Raw genomic sequence first — 16,380 nt, forward strand, 5'->3', positions numbered from 1 at the left:
TTTAGATTTAAAATAATTTTTAACAATAAAAATGATAATAATGAATTTTTATTATTAAAAATTTTATAAAAACTTATAAGTTTTTTAAAAATTGTAAAAATTCTACAATAAATTTTTATATATGAGAAAATATTATAATTAATATGGGTGGAAAATTTGAAAGAAGATTTGGAAGACTTCTTAAAAATGAATTTGGAATCGATATTTACACTTACTCCAGCTAGGCCAGTTACGTATTTTGGAGTTGGAGCGATCAGGATGATATCTGAAATTTCAAAGAACTTAAAGTCTAAAGGCATTGATAGGGCAATTATTGTTACAGATCCTATTGTTTGGCAGTCTACAAAAGTGGAACAATATATTAAGCCTGCTCTTGAGGAGAACGGAATAGAATTTACAATTTATGATAAGGTTAGACCGAATCCTACTTATGCTTCATGCGATGAATTAGCTAACATTGCAAGAGAATTTAATGCCAAAGTATTTATAACAGTTGGTGGAGGAAGCCACAATGATACGGCGAAAACGGCAGCCGCACTCTTAAAGAATCCGGGAAAGACTGCAAAGGATTTGTATGAGAAGATAATTCTGATAAATGAAGCAATACCAGTTGTCTCAATCAACACTACTCATGGGACTGGGAGCGAGCTTGATAAATATGCAGTAGCTCAATCTGATGGCGGCTACAAGCCTGCAATTGCAGGTCCAGGTTTATATCCCGTATTTGCTATTGAAGATCCGGCCCTTACCTTAACCCTTCCTAAGAGGCAGACTCTGTCAACAGCATTGGACGCATTTCACCACAGCTTTGAGGCTGCAACCACAAAAACAAGAAATCCGTACTCAACACTTTTATCGAAAACAGCAATAAGGCTAATTGCAAAGTGGCTGCCCGTAGCAGCGAATGAGCCCAATAATATTGCTGCAAGATACTGGCTAATGTATGCTTCTGCTATAGCTGGAATATCATTCGATATCGCATCTCTACATTTAACACATACTCTGGAGCATCCAATGAGCGCGCTGAATCCAAAAACTCCTCACGGCATAGGACTGACCGCAATTTTTCCAGCTGTATTAAATGTAACTTATAAGATCTTCCCGGAGCTATCAGCAGATCTTTTGAGCTCAATAATACCAGATCTAAAGGGAGTGCCTGGAGAGGCAGAATATGCTGAAAGAGAAATTGAAAAGTGGTTCGCATCAATTGGAGTTCCAGACAAGCTGACGGATTTAGGATTTACGGATAAAGATGTAGATAGACTTGTAGAAAATGCAATTACTTCTCCAATGACTCCGCTCATGGCAGCAACTTCACCTGTTGAGGTCACAAAAGAAGTTGTAAGATTTATATACGAAAGGTCGCTCAGACCGATACATTAAATTTTAAAAAAATTAACTTTTTTTCCGTATGTCTTCTAATATTTCTTTCGCCCTATAGAATGAGATGTTTTTCTCGTTTACCATTATTTCAGCTATTTTTTCAGCCTCTTCGTAGCTTGCTCCTGCCATCACAGCAATATTCTTAGCATGAAGCCTCATATGACCTTTTTGTATTCCTTCTGTAGTAAGTGCTCTGAGCGCCGCAAAATTTTGAGCCAAACCAACTGCCCCCATTATTTCTGCTAGCTGTTTAGCAGTACTTATGTTTAAGATCTTCAATGCGATCTTTGTTATTGGGTGAACTTTAATAGAACCTCCTACTATACCAACTGCTAAGGGCATTTCCAACGTACCTACAAGATTCCCCTCTCTGTCTTTTTCCCAAAATGATAGGGTTGTATATCTTCCAGTTCTAGCAGCATAGGAATGAGCCCCAGCCTCTATAGCCCTATGATCCTGACCTGTAGCGAGGGCGACGGCTATTACTCCATTCATAATTCCCTTGTTATGAGTTGCAGCTCTATATGGATCGGATGCAGCAATTTCAGAAGCCATTGCGATAAGTTCAACAGCCTCCTCTCCAAGCATTTCTTTTTTAACGATAGCCCTTGTCCTTACGATCCTCCTATCAGCCAGGTTGCTCAAGATCCTTAAAATTGCTCTTCCTTCAGTTAATTTTTCAATGAATGGCGCGACTTTTTCTGCCATTGTGTTAACCGTATTAGCTCCCATTGCATCTTTTACATCTACTAGTAGATGAACACATAGAACTTTTCCATAATTTCTCGTATCAATTGCCCTTACCTCAACGTCCTTTGCTCCCCCTCCTATGTTAACCAGATATTTATCTGTCTCATTTGCTAGCTTCAAGATTTCATCTTTATTCTCATAAATGATTTGCGAGGCGAAGCTGATGTTTTTTACTCCATATATATAAATTTGCCCTATCATGATCGAATCTGTAGCAATGCTGATTATTCCGTTGCCATCTCTCATAAACCTAGCAGCGTTTGATGCTGCAGCTACAACGCTGGCCTCCTCTATTACCATTGGTATTAGGTAATCCCTTCCGTTGATTCTAAAGTTTGGTGCAACGCTGAAAGGCAGAGGCATCACTCCTACCACATTCTCTACCATAGTTTCGGCTATTTTTCTATCTAGACTACCCATGCTTTTAAGGAGGTTTACTTCTTCATCGCTCAAATTTGAAAATTCCTTGACTATTTTTAGCTTTTCTTCAAAGCTCATTTTATGGAAATCCTGGATTCTAGAGCTCTTTTCTCCCATCTTTTCCACCTTTCAAACTTGACCTCCTGAAGAACCGTCTCCCCTTATATCGCTGTAGGCCGCTTTTACTCCATTTTCCAAAATTTCTGCAATTGCTGCAACTCCGATCCTACTCGGATATCCCCTTTTAATAATCTTTTTCCCATTCAATTCATTCGCGCTAGGCATATCTATTCCCTCCTCATATTCCACTAAATTATTTTCAGGGTCCCACACAAACCTTGGATGCTCGAGAGCTTCTTGAGGATTCATCTTAAATCTAAAAATGTTCTCATAAAGTTGAGCGTGTAGCTGAGGCCTGTAATGGGCTCCAGAAAGCCCTAAAGACATAACCCTTTCTTTACCCTTTATTATCATTGCGGAAAGAGTGTGAAAGGGTCTCTTTCTCGGTCCAAGCGCGTTCGGATGCCCATCAATCAAGTTAAAAGAAGAAGCCCTCTTATTAAAAGTAATTTCAAATGTCGGCTCAGTTACATAGCTTCCCCAGCCTGTAAATAATGACTGTATCCCGCTAACTACATAACCGCTTTCGTCTATAATAGAGAAAAATGTAGTATCGCTACCTTGAGTAGATAGCGTGTTTCTGTATTTCATTGATTTTATTGCATTATTTAGAAACTCCTGACTTAAAAGCTCCTCAACAGTTGTTTTCATATATTCAGGATCTCCTATGTATGCATCTCTAACTGCATATATAGGCTCATAAAGCCTCAAATGAGATAAAACTCTCTCTCTTGAGGTTGAATTATAGCTCATTCCAAGATACTCCAAGAGCTTTAGAAGCTGAAGGGTTGTTATTCCTTGGGTATTGGGAGGCATTTCATATATGGTGTTGTCTCCCAGCTCTATGCTTATAGGTTTTCCGATGTGGGCTTTAAACTCCTTAAAATCTGAAAGCTCAAACGCTCCACCAAGACTGTTTAGGTATTCTACAGCCTTTTCAGCTATCGGACCTTCATAAAACTCTCTCGGATCCTGCGAGATAAGAATAAGCGCATTAATTAGGCCGTCATATTTGAATATATCTCCTGCTGTATAGCTTTCTTTGTTCGAGAAGTAGGTTTTTTTAGATCCAGGATCCTCGAGAAGTTTTTCCTTGCTTGAATTCAGAGCAGAAGCGAATGAATTGCTAATCGGAAATCCGTCCTTAAGTGAATCGACAACTATACTAACCAACTTCTTCCATTCCATTGTTCCGAACTTTTCCCACATAACTCTCAAGCCATCTACCAAGCCCGGAACTACAATACTATGAGGTCCCTCGTTAGGCATCTTATTAAATCCTCTGCTTTTCATATATTCAATACTAAGCCTCTTTGGGGCCCAGCCTGAACCGCTTATGTAGTGGACTTTTTCAGAAGGATCCGCGATCAAAGCAAAAAAATCTCCACCGATTCCCCCGAGGTGAGGAAGTACAACGCTCAAAGTCAAAGAAGTCGCAACAGATGCATCAATCGCGTTTCCCCCCAAATCCAATACCTTCACTCCTATAGTTGTAGCAATAGCAGACTCACTTGTAACTACTCCACCTTTTGAATAGAACGGATGCTTAAACATAAATTTTACCTCTTTTATAATTTATTTTTAATTTAATAAAAACTTAATGGAATTTTCTAACATAAATCGACTAGCTTTCTAGATAACTCGTGTTATTTTTTTCCCTCTTCTTTGATAGTTTTCTTTTCACGCTCGAGAGATAAATAGTGAAGATATGCAAGATAAATTGCAACCGCTCTAATTTTAATATAGCTTTCAATTTTTTTCTTTTCGGAGTCAAGAAGTTGCTTATAGCCTTGTGACTTCATCCTTTTTATTATCATATTGATCTCCTCGATGTCGGCTAAGTCTGCTTCCTTTCCAATTAATTTTCCATAGAGCCTTTTGCCGAGCATTATGTAGGGCTCAAGTGATGGCGGCTGCATTACGTTTTCCAGCAACTTCATTACTTCAATTCCCTTTGATTCAATCATTTTGGGGAGCTTTCTAAGCCCCATTGTAGATATGGACTTCGCGACCTCTTTCGAACTGATTAGTATGTTGTATTCTTCGTATTCTGCGAGATCATCGATTTCACTTTCAATTTTTTTAAGCATTGCTCCTGGTGGAAGCCCGAATGAAATCATGTCAACCCTTGTCTCCCCTTCTAGATTCTCTCCATCAAAGTATGTTAAGCCCAAAACGTAGAAGAGGGGTGCTTCGCTACTCTGATCTTCTATAGGTTCAAGTAGCGCGTCTATCGATAAAAGCTTTAGAGATTTGCTGGGCTTTGTTATCCTTGCAGCGAAATTTTTTACAGAAAGCTCTATGTGCCTCCCTTGGTCTAGGTACTCTAGGACCTTCTGGGCATAGCTTTTTACATCTTCCCATCCCATCCCAAAAGCGAGGAAATCAGCATATGCTATTTCATCGACCTGATCCATCATTATAAGATCAAGAGTATCGGGCTCATATCTTCTGACTTTTTCCGCGAACTCAAGCCAATCAAATGAGTCCAAAAAACCAGCCGATGCAGATTCGTGAACTTCAATGAACTTCTTCTCACTGACATTGCTGATTCCATATTCAATAAGGCCAAGATGTATACTCTCGATCCTCCTCAGAGCTACGGAAATAAATGCAAGAGCGATCCTAAGCATCCTTAAGTCGAGTCTTTCATCCACTTCATAGATATAGCCATAAGTAAAATCTCTGTACATACCATGAACTTCAACCGGAACTACTATCGCCCTCTTCTTCCTGTCAACTATAGTTGAATTTCCTACTTTGAATATTGAAGGCTTTTTCGATGATACGAGCCACATTATAGTATCAGGAATTTTAGTGAGCATTCCAAATCCATTTCTGGGAGGATATACAACAGGTTCCACTCTCGAAAAGAGCCTTCCACTTCTTATATCATTGTAAAAGTTGGCATCTTCCCCCCACCTAGCTTTTGTATCTAAGTACTCCTCAATCGCTCTCGCAAGTCCCTCGTCCTGCCAAAAGTTCACATCTTTGATCTTCTTTTCGATTACTGAAGTCACGGATCTATATTTTTCAGACATTTGGTGGTAAACGACTATCGCATCATTTGCGTGATCGAAGCATCCAAGCTGAAATATTTCTACCAAATCGCAGAATCCTATAGGCTCTAAAGGTATCTTTTCACTGTCACTCTCCAAGTACCTCTTTATGCCATACGGGGGGCCAAGCTCATAGAAGTTCAGCCTATCCCAAATGAACTTTAGCCTGCTTTTATTGACCTGCCCATCGGTCAAGATCTTAGCTCTTTTCAGCGCCTCTATTTCTGGCTCAGTTAAGTCCTGCCTCAACCAGGGGGAGACAAGCTTCACTATTCCAGTGAAGAGCTTCATGTACAGATTCTTTGGGTTTATTATTGTTTTTTCTACAGGAAGCGAAACCCAATTTTCAAAAGCCTCGTAGCCCTTCGCAAAAAGCTCTCTATCCCAGTGGTTGTGAGGAATAATTATTGACTCAGTAAACGGTATTTCCTCCCTTCTTCCCTTCCTTCCTTCCCTCTGCAAAAATTCTCTTAAACTGTCTGGAAGACCTATATGCACAATCCTAACTACTGAACCTATATCAATGCCCTGTGAAAGCGTTCTCGGCGAGACTATTATCTTTATTTTACCCTCTTTCGCCCAATCCTCGATCTTCTTTCTTTCTGATTTCGAAACTAAATGATGATGAGTTGCAACCTTGTCCTCTCCAACTTTTATTTTCAGCTTCCTAGCAATCTCTTCAGCTCTGTTTATTCCCGAAGTAAATACAATTGTAAGTCCATCATCTTGCAGGTATAAAGATAAGATATCTGTAATATCAAATTCTATGGAAGGAACATTATAGCCTAAAGCCTCAAGATACTCAAGGGTTTTGTAGGGATTTTTCTTAAACGAATTGAGATCTTTTAGGGAGTCCAATATTGACTTGTCGACATCTTTTCTGCTAGAAAGTGACCCTTCATACTCTTTTAATTGATTCCATATTTTTTCAAGATCTTTTCCAAGGACGACGCATAATCTGTTTTCAACATGAAAAGGTTTTCCTTCTATTATTTCAAAGTCTCTATCTGTGATCGTTTTTAAATAAACTCCCAACTCAGTTGGATTGGAAAGAGTAGCAGTTAAGATAGCTACCTGAGGCTTTCTTTGAGATACTTTGCTTATGAGCTCAAGGATGCCTAAAATTAAACTAATGCTTCTAGGATCGTAAAAATCAAGTTCATCAATAACAATTAAGCCTGGATTGAAGTAAAAGTCCTGAAATATTGATGTATTCTGTTTTGTGAAAAATTTTTTCAGGTCTGTCAAGAGGAATGCAGGATTGGTTATCAAGATTTTGCTTGAGATTATCTTTTTTCTAAGGCTTAAAGTTCCGTGTTCCTTCCTATAAGCTTCTTTTGACGGGGAATCCAGCTGCATTACAGGAACTGAAAAAGCCTTAGAATATGCCTCAATCCTGCTCACTTGGTCATTTGAAAGAGCTAGCGTTGGATATATAGCAATTGTCCTGAAATTTTCATGAGTGCTGGCCTTTTTTAAAGCATAGAGGGCCCATGCTTCAGTCTTTCCAGACCCCGTTCCAGACTTTATAATGATGTTTTTTCCTTCTTCGAGGGCTTTCATAGCTTTCAACTGATGGGAAAATATAGGCTTATCAGATATTCTTTTTATGAACTCCTCTTCCGTATTTTTGAGCTCAGGAAACATTTCTGCAAAAGTGATCTTTTCATATTCGGGAGAGATTTTTGGTTCGACCTTTGTTATGACCGTATAGCCCTTTTCTTTTAATACATCTGAAGAATCTGTAATCCTCATCTAGAGTTCACTCACTATAACGTTATTTCACACTCTCTAAAGGCAAATCTAGATAACTGTTTTCTGTAAAATCATTAATGTATTTTGAATCTAAGAATAAAAATAATTTACCATATAATTCAGGCATTCTGTTTTTCCCTGATAAAGCACACAATTCTTTAAGGGCAGAGGTGCAGTTTATTGAGCACCGAATAAGCTAATTATACATAAACATAAAAAAGTAGATTTTATTTAAAAACATTAAGAATTTTAAACTGGTGATAAATTGTTCAGCATAGTTGTTGTAAGCGATAGAGTATTTAAAGGAGAAGCCGAAGATGAAAGCGGAAAGCTTATGAAAGGGCTTTTAGAATCTAAAGGATTTAAAGTCGATTATATATTTACAGTTCCTAATGATCCTAAGGAAATACTGAGAGTGTTAAGAAAGTCGAATTCAAAAGCATTTATATTCATAGGAGGGACGGGCCCGAGTCCAAGAGATATTACACTAGACACTTTGGAGGAAGTAGCTTGGAGAAAGATTCCGGGGTTCGGGGAAGCGTTTAGGATGAAATCCTTTGAAAAAGTTGGTGCGGCAGGGCTAATTTCAAGAAGCGAGATGTTTCTGCTTTATGACGGAAGAGTATCTGTGGTAATTCCAGGCTCTTTAGATGCTGTCAAGACAGGATTCGAGCTAATAGCAGGCATCGTACCGCACTTGTTAGAAGAGGCAGAAAGGTTTGAAGGAGAACACAAAAAGCCTAATGTTAGCAACAAATAACTTTTCCTGCATTGCTATCAGCTATATATCCGAAATACCTCTCTGCAATTTTTTTGATCTTATTAAACTCTAAGTAATCAATAAATGTCTTAACAGCATTTTTTTCAAGGCTCTTTCTGTTTACTGCGAAGTCATAGTGCTCCTCTGTCAACGGTATATATCTCAGTCCATAAATTCTAGCTGCATGCTCTATGCAAACACCTGCATCTGCTCTTCCCTGTGAGATAGCAGCAGCAACTGAATTATGAGACGGCAAATTATATTCGTAACCTTTGAGCTCCCTAGTTATCTTTTTAAAATCTACCCCTTTTTCAGCAGAGATTCTTTTGAGGAGATAGTCAACATACATTCTTGTACCGGAGCCCTTGTTTCTATTTGCAAATCTAAGTCCACTTTCCAATACATCTTCTAATCCTCTTAAATTTGTTCCCTCTCTAAATGCCAGCACGAGCTTTCTTGAGTATCCTCTAACAAGCAGCGCACTGCTTTTTAGAACTGGATCTTTATTCAGAAACGGAGCATTGTAAGTACCTGTATTCTCATCAAAGAGGTGGATTGGAGCTATATCAATAAATCCCCTCTTAACTAACTCAAGCCCTAAATATGACCCAACAGGTATGTATGAGAGTTTCGCTTCGAGTCTGCTTTCTTTCAAAATATCTGGAAGCATTAGATCGTGGCTTCCCATTATTATTCCTTCCTTGTCTTCAAAGCTGTTAAAAACAACGACATCTACCTCGCTTCCCTCCTCAATTACATCTTTATTCTCACTCAAAAGAGCGATCCCATCAGCCCTCGCAACCATCATTATGCTTCCAGAAGATGTAGAAAAAGGTATTGCATATATTTTTTTATCAATACTGTTAAGTAATACAGGGACCAGCCACCTCCTTCCGATATCCTTTCTAAAGCTGACCGCAATAGAAGCTTTTTTTGTTTTTGCCCTATATTCAGTACCTCTGATTTTGAATAATGCAGGTAGTAAAATGAGCAGAGAGTTTGCAAGAGAAGAGAATGGAAAGCCCGGCAATCCTATTAGTAGTTTTCTTCCAGATCTCGCTAAAACCGTTGGCTTTCCCGGCTTGAGCTTAAAACCGTGTATAAGTACTTCTCCTACCCTATCGAAAACTCTATAAACAACATCATCGATTCCAGCAGATGTTCCTCCACTTGTTATAATGATATCATAGCTTTTGAGCAATTCTCTTATTCTTTCTTCAAGTATGTCTTCTTTGTCTTGAACGATTCCAAACATATCAGATTCTATTCCATGAGCTTTTAACAAGCTGTATATCATATAGGCATTTACATCGTAGATCTTTCCGATGCTAAGATCAGATCCGGGTGGAACTAACTCATTGCCGGTGGAGAGAATAGCAATTTTCGGCTCAATATATACTTTTACCTTGTTTATTCCCATTGAAGATAGAATTCCTATGTCTATATGGTCCAAAACCCTTCCCCTACTAAATAGAAGCTCTCCTTTTGCGATATCGCTACCTGCAAATGATATGTTCTCTCCGGTGTAAACAGATCTGTAAACTTCCACATATTCATTCTCTTTTCTTTTTGTGTATTCCTCCATTACTATTCCTGAAGTTCCCCTCGGTATCATTGCTCCTGTATCTATTTCTACCGCGTTTTTCTCATCTACTTCTATTTTTGGGAACTCCCCTATCCTTACCTTTCCAGCTATTTTGAGGACTGCAGGATTAAGCTCATCCGCGTTTTCAACAGATTTTATATTTACAGCATATCCATCTACTTCAGACCTATCAAAAGGAGGATAGTCGATAGGAGCATATATGTCATCTGCAAGGACTCTATAAAGGGCTTTCTGCAAATTCACTTCTTCAATTCCCAGGGGATTTAGCAACTGCTCTTCTTCTAGAACTTCCAATCCTTCTTCAACTGATACTAACCTATGAAACAGCTTTCTTTTCTCCATCTTCATTTCACCTTATAGAATAAAATTTATATTAGATGGACCCAAACCGTCTCTCCCTCTTCAAAACCTTCAACATTTCTCGGTATTATCATGAATGCATTCGTTTTAAGGAGAGAGCTCAATATTCCAGATCCTCTGAGCATAACGGGCTCCGCGCAAAGCTCATCGCCGCACCTAAATACATTTACACGGATAAATGTATCATAACCAATTCCTCCCGTAACCCTCTTTGTAAGCTTTGCAGGTATTTCAATATTTTCTAAACCCTTTGTCCCGAAATACTTTGATAAGAACGGGAGAAAGATGAATCTCAAAGCTACAAACGAAGCAACAGGATAGCCAGAAAATAAGAATATTGGTTTTCCTTCTATTAAAGCTATGGTAGTAGGCCTTCCAGGTCTCATCGCTATTCCTCTAGAGAGAATCTGCCCGTTTAGGTTTAAGATTGCATCAAATGTGAGATCTCTCTCCCCTGGACCAGTGCCACCTGTAGTTATTACGATGTCGTTTTCTTCTAAAGCTTTTTTGAGAACCTCTACGATTTTCTCCTTCTCATCTTCAACTACTCCATAGTGAGTCAATTGCAAAAAATTATGCTCTATTAATGAAGCGTAAATCAGCCTTGATGTAGAATCAAATACATAGAATTCTCCCTTTTTGTGCGTATTATTTATATCTACAACTTCAGAGCCTGTAGCTATTATGCCTATTTTAATCTTTTCTAAAACTTCAACCTCTTTAATTCCCACTGAAGCAAAAAGCGATATGTGCCAAGGCTTAAGGATCTGACCTTTTTCTGCAATTATATCTCCCTTTTTTAGATCCTCTCCTTTTTTAGAGACATTTCCGTATTTTGGAACGCTTTTCAATATATGGACTGAGTGCTCATAAATTCTGGCATCCTCCTTCATAACTACTGAATCGTATGGAGAAGGAATGGGCATTCCGGTATTAACTTGAACTGTTGAGCTGCAGTCAAAGCCCTCTCCATTCTTTTTCAAAGCTAGAATTATGGGATTGTTGAATGATGCAAGCGATACTTCGTCGCTACAAACAGCAAAGCCATCTACTGCGCTTCTATTCACTTCTGGCACATCTACTGGGGAAACAATAGATTCATTTAAGATCATCCCTATAGATTCATTTATGTGTGTTTTGAAGCCTCCTTTGCGGATTTTTACGCTTTCCAAAAGAATCTTAATTGCATCTTCTATTGGTAAAAAATTATATTCATAAGCAAAGTTCATATTGACGCGAGCACCATTTTTATTCTGAATAATGCATTATTAAAAACGTTTTTGTATAAATTTTTAACCGCGAGATTCAAATATTAACGAAAGATTTTTTTAATATGTGTTTTAATTTAATATCATTAAATTTCAAGGGGCAATAGTTTTGCAAAACGATAAATTGGTCGATAGATTCGGAAGGAAAGTTGATAGCTTTAGAGCTTCAATTACATCTCGATGCAACTTCTCCTGTATCTTCTGCCACCATGAAGGGTTGACTGCAATACCTAGGGATGAGCTTCTTTCTCCAGATGACTATGGCTTTCTATCTCTAGTTGCAAAGAAGTTCGGAATAGTTAATTATAAACTTACAGGTGGAGAGCCTCTAGTGAGGAAGGACGCGCATGAAATTGTTCGTGCTTTAAATGAAAACGGCCTTCATGTAACTATGTCGACAAACGGATATTTTCTCAAGGAAAAATCAAAAGATCTCTCTGAAGCTGGTCTGGAGAGGGCGAATGTGAGTCTTCACTCTCTAAACCTGGGAACATTTTCGTACCTTACTGGAACAAATGGGAAATATCTGGAGAAGGTCATTGAAGGGATTAATGAAGCTTTAAGCTACGGTATAGACATCAAGCTCAACTTCATACTGATGAACTCCAACAAAAATGAGCTTAAGTCAATAGTTGATTTTGCATCAAGCAAAGGCGTTAATTTGAACTTAATAGAACTTATTCCCTTAGGCACTCCGAAAAATGTATACGAAAGGGAGCATTTTCAAGTTAAAAGTGGATTTGAATATCTTGAAAAAGTTTCCGTAAAAAAATATATAAGAGAATTTCAAAACAGGCCTGTATATGTTTTGCCCAATGGAGTAGAGGTTACAGTAATTATAGGATATGGGAATCCTTATCTTTGTAGCAAATGCTCGAGACTGAGGCTAACACCTGAAGGAAGAATTAAAACCTGTATTTTCGTTGAGGACAAGTATGTTGACATACTTAAAGAAATAAAAAATAGAGATGAAGACGGTGTTGCTGAAGGATTGAGGAAAGCCGTTTTATTAAGGGAGCCGTATTTCAAATTTGGAGGTGAAAAAAATGTGCACCAAAATGGTTGACATTAGCGAGAAGGAAAGCGTTTACAGAGAAGCGATGGCAACTGGATTTATAAAATTAAAGAAAGAGACACTTGAACTCATGAAAAGCGGAAGAGTTGAAAAGGGAGATGTATTCTCGGTTTCGACAATTTCTTCAATTATAGGAGTGAAGAAGACTCCCGAGCTCCTCCCTCTTACTCACAACATACCTATAACTAATGTCGATACAAAGTATGAATTTGAGGAAGATGGAATTAGAGTCTATGTTACAGTAAGAAGTGTCAGTAAAACTGGAGTTGAAATGGAAGCACTTGTAGGTGTTGCGAGTGCACTCTTAAACATATGGGACATGGTTAAAAAATATGAAAAGGATGAAAATGGTCAGTATCCAACAACAGAGATAAGGGAAATTAAAGTAGTTAAAAAGATTAAAAAGTAAAAAAGAATTTTTATAGTTAGATCAAAACTTAAAAAATTTATATATTGGAATCACATTATATATTTCTTAAAATAATTCTAAAGGTAAGGAAATAATGTATGGGAATTGGGGTAAGATTTTAAGGGTAAATCTTACTGAGAAAGAGATAAAAGTTGATACTTATGAAGAGGAAGTAGCTAGGAAATGGCTCGGCAGTAGAGGACTTGGAATTTATCTACTTCTAAAAGAAATGGATCCGAAGGTTGATCCGCTCGGTCCAGAAAACAAGCTTATTATTGCTGCAGGACCGTTAACAGGGACACCGGCTCCTACTGGAGGTAGGTACAACGTTATAACCAAGAGTCCTTTAACAGGATACATAACGTTCTCTAATTCAGGAGGGTACTTTGGAGCTGAGCTTAAAAAGGCTGGATATGATGCGATTGTCGTTGAAGGAGCCTCAGACAAGCCCGTTTATCTATACATAAATGACGAACATGTAGAGTTGAGGGACGCATCTCATCTGTGGGGCAAAAAAATGAGCGAAACAGAGGCAATAATAAAGAAGGAGCTGAATGAGGAACACTTGAGGGTTGCAGGAATTGGCCCAGCTGGTGAAAATCTGGTGAGATTTGCGAACATTATGAATGACGTGCACAGGGCAGCTGGAAGAGGAGGGCCAGGGGCAGTTATGGGTAGCAAAAAGCTCAAGGCCATTGCTGTTAAGGGTAGCAAGGAAATCCCCGTAGCAGATAAGAACAAGTTTATGAATGTCGTGAGGGAAAAGGTCAACAAAATTAGAAATGACCCTGTAGGCGGAGGAGGTCTTCCAAAGTACGGGACCGCAGTTCTCGTCAATATAATAAACGAGAATGGTCTATACCCAACAAGGAACTTCCAGACAGGAGTTTTCCAATATGCATATGAGCAGAGCGGAGAAGCGCTTGCAGAGAAATATCTTGTAAGGAATAATCCGTGCTTTGCATGCCCAATAGGATGCGGAAGAGTTACAAAGCTCCCAACAGTTGGTCAAACAGAAGGTCCAGAATATGAGACGATCTATGCTTTAGGCAGCACGTTGGGAATAAATGATCTTGCCACAATAGTTGAAACCAATCATTTAGCGGATGAATACGGCCTTGATACTATATCTCTTGGAGGGACCATTGCTACAGCTATGGAGCTATATGAAAAAGGATATATTAAGGAGGAAGATTTACAGAAAGGTCCTCCGCTTAGATGGGGCAACACCGAAGTACTTCACTATTATATTGAAAAAATTGTGAAGAAAGAAGGTTTTGGAAAAGAGCTCGCAGAAGGAGGATATAGGTTAGCAAAGAAATATAATGCCGAGCAGTATTTTATGGGAGTAAAGAAATTGGAGCTTCCAGCATATGATCCCAGAGGGGCAGAGGGACATGGCTTGGGGTATGCAACGAATAATAGAGGAGGATGCCATGTAAAGAACTACATGATTAGCCCTGAAATTCTGGGATATCCGTACAAGATGGATCCCCACGATATTAGCGATGCAAAAATAAACATGTTGCTTCTATTCCAGCACCTCACTGCAATTATTGACTCTGCAGGTCTCTGCCTCTTTACGACATTCGGGCTCGGTGCGGATGATTATACCGATCTACTCAATGCTGCACTTGGATGGAACCTGAAAACGGAAGATTATTTGAAGATCGGAGAGAGGATTTGGAACGCAGAAAGACTATTCAACCTCAAAGCAGGTCTCGATCCGCTAAAAGAGGATACATTGCCAAAGAGGTTCTTAGAAGAACCTATGCCTGAAGGTCCAAACAAAGGAAGAGTCGTCAGGTTAAAAGAAATGCTTCCGAGATACTACAAGATGAGAGGATGGACCGAAGACGGGAGGATTCCAAGAGAAAAGCTTAAGGAATTGGAATTGGAGCAGTTTGCTTAATATGAATATATATAAATATTTTTTTAAATTTTTCTTTAAAAAATTTGCTAAATACACAATAATATAAGATTTTTATTAAGATGAATTGAAATGGTTAAGGTAAGACTTTTCGCAATGCTCTATGAATTAACTAATAAGAAAGAGCTTGAAGTAGAAAATGCAAACACTGTCAGAGAAATTATAGAAAAACTTGATTCGATGTATCCAGGCTTCAAAGGATTTCTTGAAAAAGGCTACCTTATATTGGTTAATGGAATAAACATTGTACATTTAAATGACCTCGATACAAAAGTTAATGACACCGATGTAGTGAGCATATTTCCTAAAGTAGGCGGAGGGTAATTATGAGTAAAGGCGAGAGAAAATTAGAGACCGATTATACATTAGAATTATGGGATTCGACTGTTTTTTTAAGACCTTCGCTTAACATGAAGTACCTATATATTGAGCTAACTACGAGGTGCAATTTGAAGTGCAAAATGTGCTTTAAGCAGTATTGGGAAGATAAAGAAGGTGATATGGACTATAATCTCTTCTTAAAAATATTGAACGATACACAGGAATTTCCAAGCATAAAAATGATCTTTCTTGGTGGAATAGGAGAGCCTACCGTATATCCGAAATTTACCGATGCAGTTAAAGAAATAAAAGATAGAGGCTATGCTTTAGGGCTTTCAACTAATGGAACGCTTTTGAATAAATCTTTAATAGACTTTCTTATCAATGAGCAAGTTGATCTCATTTATTTTTCAATGGATGCCCTTCCTGTTCAGTCAAATCAGGTTAGATTGGGGCATGTGACTTCAGAAATAACAGGTGCAAATATCAAGAAAATAATTGAGGAGAAAAAAAGACGTGTACTTCCAAAGCCTTCTATCAGCGTGGAAGTTGTCGCAACGAAAGAAAACTATAAGCAGTTGCCAGAAATGGCAAAATATCTAAATGAATTAGGAGTTGATTCGATGCTTATATCGAATCTCTTGCCAATGACTGAAGAACAGGTGAACGATATCGTCTATGACGGGAAAGTAGACATGAGTAAAATAGTTGATGAACTGGAAAAAATATCATCTTATGGAATTTATATAAAGATCCCCTACTTTGAGTTAAAAACTGAGAGGAGATGCGAATTTGATGAGAACAATGCAGTTGTAATTAGATGGGATGGCGAGGTCTCGCCTTGTTACAGGTTCCTTCATACTTACTATGAATACATATTTGGAAGGAAGAAAAAGGTTAATGCTTATTCTTTCGGAAATGTGAAGAATAGGAGCCTTAAGGATATATGGCTCGATCCTAAATACTCGAAGTTCAGATTTGTCATGAAAAACTATATGTATCCTTCGTGTACTGATTGCCCACTGAGAAATGCTTGCGATTTCGTAAAAACAAGCGATATAGACTGCTGGGGTAATGAGCCCAGCTGTGCTGATTGTCTTTGGTCAAGAAGACTGATTTTCTGCCCTATTCCTCAATATATGTACGGAAAGTACTTTTAAAAAA

12 protein-coding genes are annotated in these 16,380 nt (G+C 38.3%); 7 read left to right on the plus strand and 5 right to left on the minus strand.

Features of this window, described 5'->3' with window-relative positions; translation table 11 throughout:
• The first annotated feature begins 147 nt into the window (after positions 1-147).
• Entirely contained in the window at positions 148-1,383 is a 1,236-nt protein-coding gene (locus FFONT_RS00905) for an iron-containing alcohol dehydrogenase (RefSeq protein ID WP_014557327.1), read from the plus strand.
• Positions 1,384-1,395: 12 nt separating this feature from the next.
• Here FFONT_RS00905 and FFONT_RS00910 read toward each other — a convergent pair whose 3' ends face one another.
• From FFONT_RS00910 to FFONT_RS00920, 3 genes are all read right to left on the minus strand, one after another.
• Positions 1,396-2,670: a hydroxymethylglutaryl-CoA reductase, degradative gene (locus tag FFONT_RS00910; protein WP_148683464.1), complete on the minus strand. Its 1,275-nt coding sequence runs from the start codon at positions 2,668-2,670 to the stop codon at positions 1,396-1,398.
• A 12-nt stretch (positions 2,671-2,682) separates the two neighbouring features.
• Positions 2,683-4,227, minus strand: a complete 1,545-nt coding sequence (locus FFONT_RS00915) for a gamma-glutamyltransferase family protein (protein ID WP_014557329.1) — start codon at positions 4,225-4,227, stop codon at positions 2,683-2,685.
• Positions 4,228-4,319: 92 nt separating this feature from the next.
• Entirely contained in the window at positions 4,320-7,487 is a 3,168-nt protein-coding gene (locus tag FFONT_RS00920; RefSeq protein ID WP_014557330.1) for a DEAD/DEAH box helicase, read from the minus strand.
• Between the two features lie 265 nt (positions 7,488-7,752).
• On the opposite strand from FFONT_RS00920, the gene FFONT_RS00925 reads away from it, so the two are divergent.
• On the plus strand, positions 7,753-8,247 hold the full coding sequence (locus tag FFONT_RS00925) for a MogA/MoaB family molybdenum cofactor biosynthesis protein (protein ID WP_014557331.1): 495 nt from the start codon (positions 7,753-7,755) through the stop codon (positions 8,245-8,247).
• Here FFONT_RS00925 and FFONT_RS00930 read toward each other — a convergent pair.
• Entirely contained in the window at positions 8,234-10,195 is a 1,962-nt protein-coding gene (locus FFONT_RS00930; RefSeq protein WP_211206238.1) for a molybdopterin biosynthesis protein, read from the minus strand. The genes FFONT_RS00925 and FFONT_RS00930 overlap by 14 nt on opposite strands.
• A gap of 26 nt (positions 10,196-10,221) precedes the next feature.
• Positions 10,222-11,442, minus strand: a complete 1,221-nt coding sequence (locus tag FFONT_RS00935; protein ID WP_014557333.1) for a molybdopterin molybdotransferase MoeA — start codon at positions 11,440-11,442, stop codon at positions 10,222-10,224.
• A gap of 148 nt (positions 11,443-11,590) precedes the next feature.
• Here FFONT_RS00935 and moaA point away from each other — a divergent pair, with 148 nt between their 5' ends.
• From moaA to FFONT_RS00960, 5 genes are all read left to right on the plus strand, one after another.
• Positions 11,591-12,547 (plus strand): GTP 3',8-cyclase MoaA, encoded by a 957-nt coding sequence (gene moaA / locus FFONT_RS00940; protein ID WP_211206239.1) that lies wholly within the window; start codon positions 11,591-11,593, stop codon positions 12,545-12,547.
• Positions 12,528-12,965 carry a cyclic pyranopterin monophosphate synthase MoaC gene (moaC, locus tag FFONT_RS00945; protein ID WP_014557335.1) on the plus strand — a complete coding sequence of 146 codons (438 nt, stop codon included), beginning with the start codon at positions 12,528-12,530 and terminating at the stop codon, positions 12,963-12,965. The genes moaA and moaC overlap by 20 nt, the downstream gene beginning before the upstream one ends.
• A 94-nt stretch (positions 12,966-13,059) precedes the next feature.
• Positions 13,060-14,877, plus strand: coding sequence for an aldehyde ferredoxin oxidoreductase family protein (locus FFONT_RS00950; RefSeq protein WP_014557336.1), 1,818 nt, complete (start codon positions 13,060-13,062; stop codon positions 14,875-14,877).
• Positions 14,878-14,967: 90 nt separating this feature from the next.
• On the plus strand, positions 14,968-15,219 hold the full coding sequence (locus FFONT_RS00955; protein WP_014557337.1) for a MoaD/ThiS family protein: 252 nt from the start codon (positions 14,968-14,970) through the stop codon (positions 15,217-15,219).
• A 2-nt stretch (positions 15,220-15,221) separates the two neighbouring features.
• Positions 15,222-16,376: a tungsten cofactor oxidoreductase radical SAM maturase gene (locus FFONT_RS00960; RefSeq protein ID WP_014557338.1), complete on the plus strand. Its 1,155-nt coding sequence runs from the start codon at positions 15,222-15,224 to the stop codon at positions 16,374-16,376.
• Positions 16,377-16,380 lie beyond the last annotated feature (4 nt).

It is taken from the genome of Fervidicoccus fontis Kam940 (assembly GCF_000258425.1).
In the GTDB taxonomy this organism is placed as follows: domain Archaea; phylum Thermoproteota; class Thermoprotei_A; order Sulfolobales; family Fervidicoccaceae; genus Fervidicoccus; species Fervidicoccus fontis.

Excerpts from the sequence above, each read along its gene's own strand:
- FFONT_RS00915 (WP_014557329.1), bottom strand. The coding sequence starts at position 4,227 with ATGTTTAAGCATCCGTTCTATTCAAAAGGTGGAGTAGTTACAAGTGAG.
- FFONT_RS00930 (WP_211206238.1), bottom strand. The coding sequence starts at position 10,195 with ATGGAGAAAAGAAAGCTGTTTCATAGGTTAGTATCAGTTGAAGAAGGA.
- moaC (WP_014557335.1), top strand. The coding sequence starts at position 12,528 with ATGTGCACCAAAATGGTTGACATTAGCGAGAAGGAAAGCGTTTACAGA.
- FFONT_RS00910 (WP_148683464.1), bottom strand. The coding sequence starts at position 2,670 with ATGGGAGAAAAGAGCTCTAGAATCCAGGATTTCCATAAAATGAGCTTT.
- FFONT_RS00960 (WP_014557338.1), top strand. The coding sequence starts at position 15,222 with ATGAGTAAAGGCGAGAGAAAATTAGAGACCGATTATACATTAGAATTA.
- FFONT_RS00935 (WP_014557333.1), bottom strand. The coding sequence starts at position 11,442 with ATGAACTTTGCTTATGAATATAATTTTTTACCAATAGAAGATGCAATT.
- FFONT_RS00920 (WP_014557330.1), bottom strand. The coding sequence starts at position 7,487 with ATGAGGATTACAGATTCTTCAGATGTATTAAAAGAAAAGGGCTATACG.
- FFONT_RS00950 (WP_014557336.1), top strand. The coding sequence starts at position 13,060 with ATGTATGGGAATTGGGGTAAGATTTTAAGGGTAAATCTTACTGAGAAA.
- FFONT_RS00955 (WP_014557337.1), top strand. The coding sequence starts at position 14,968 with ATGGTTAAGGTAAGACTTTTCGCAATGCTCTATGAATTAACTAATAAG.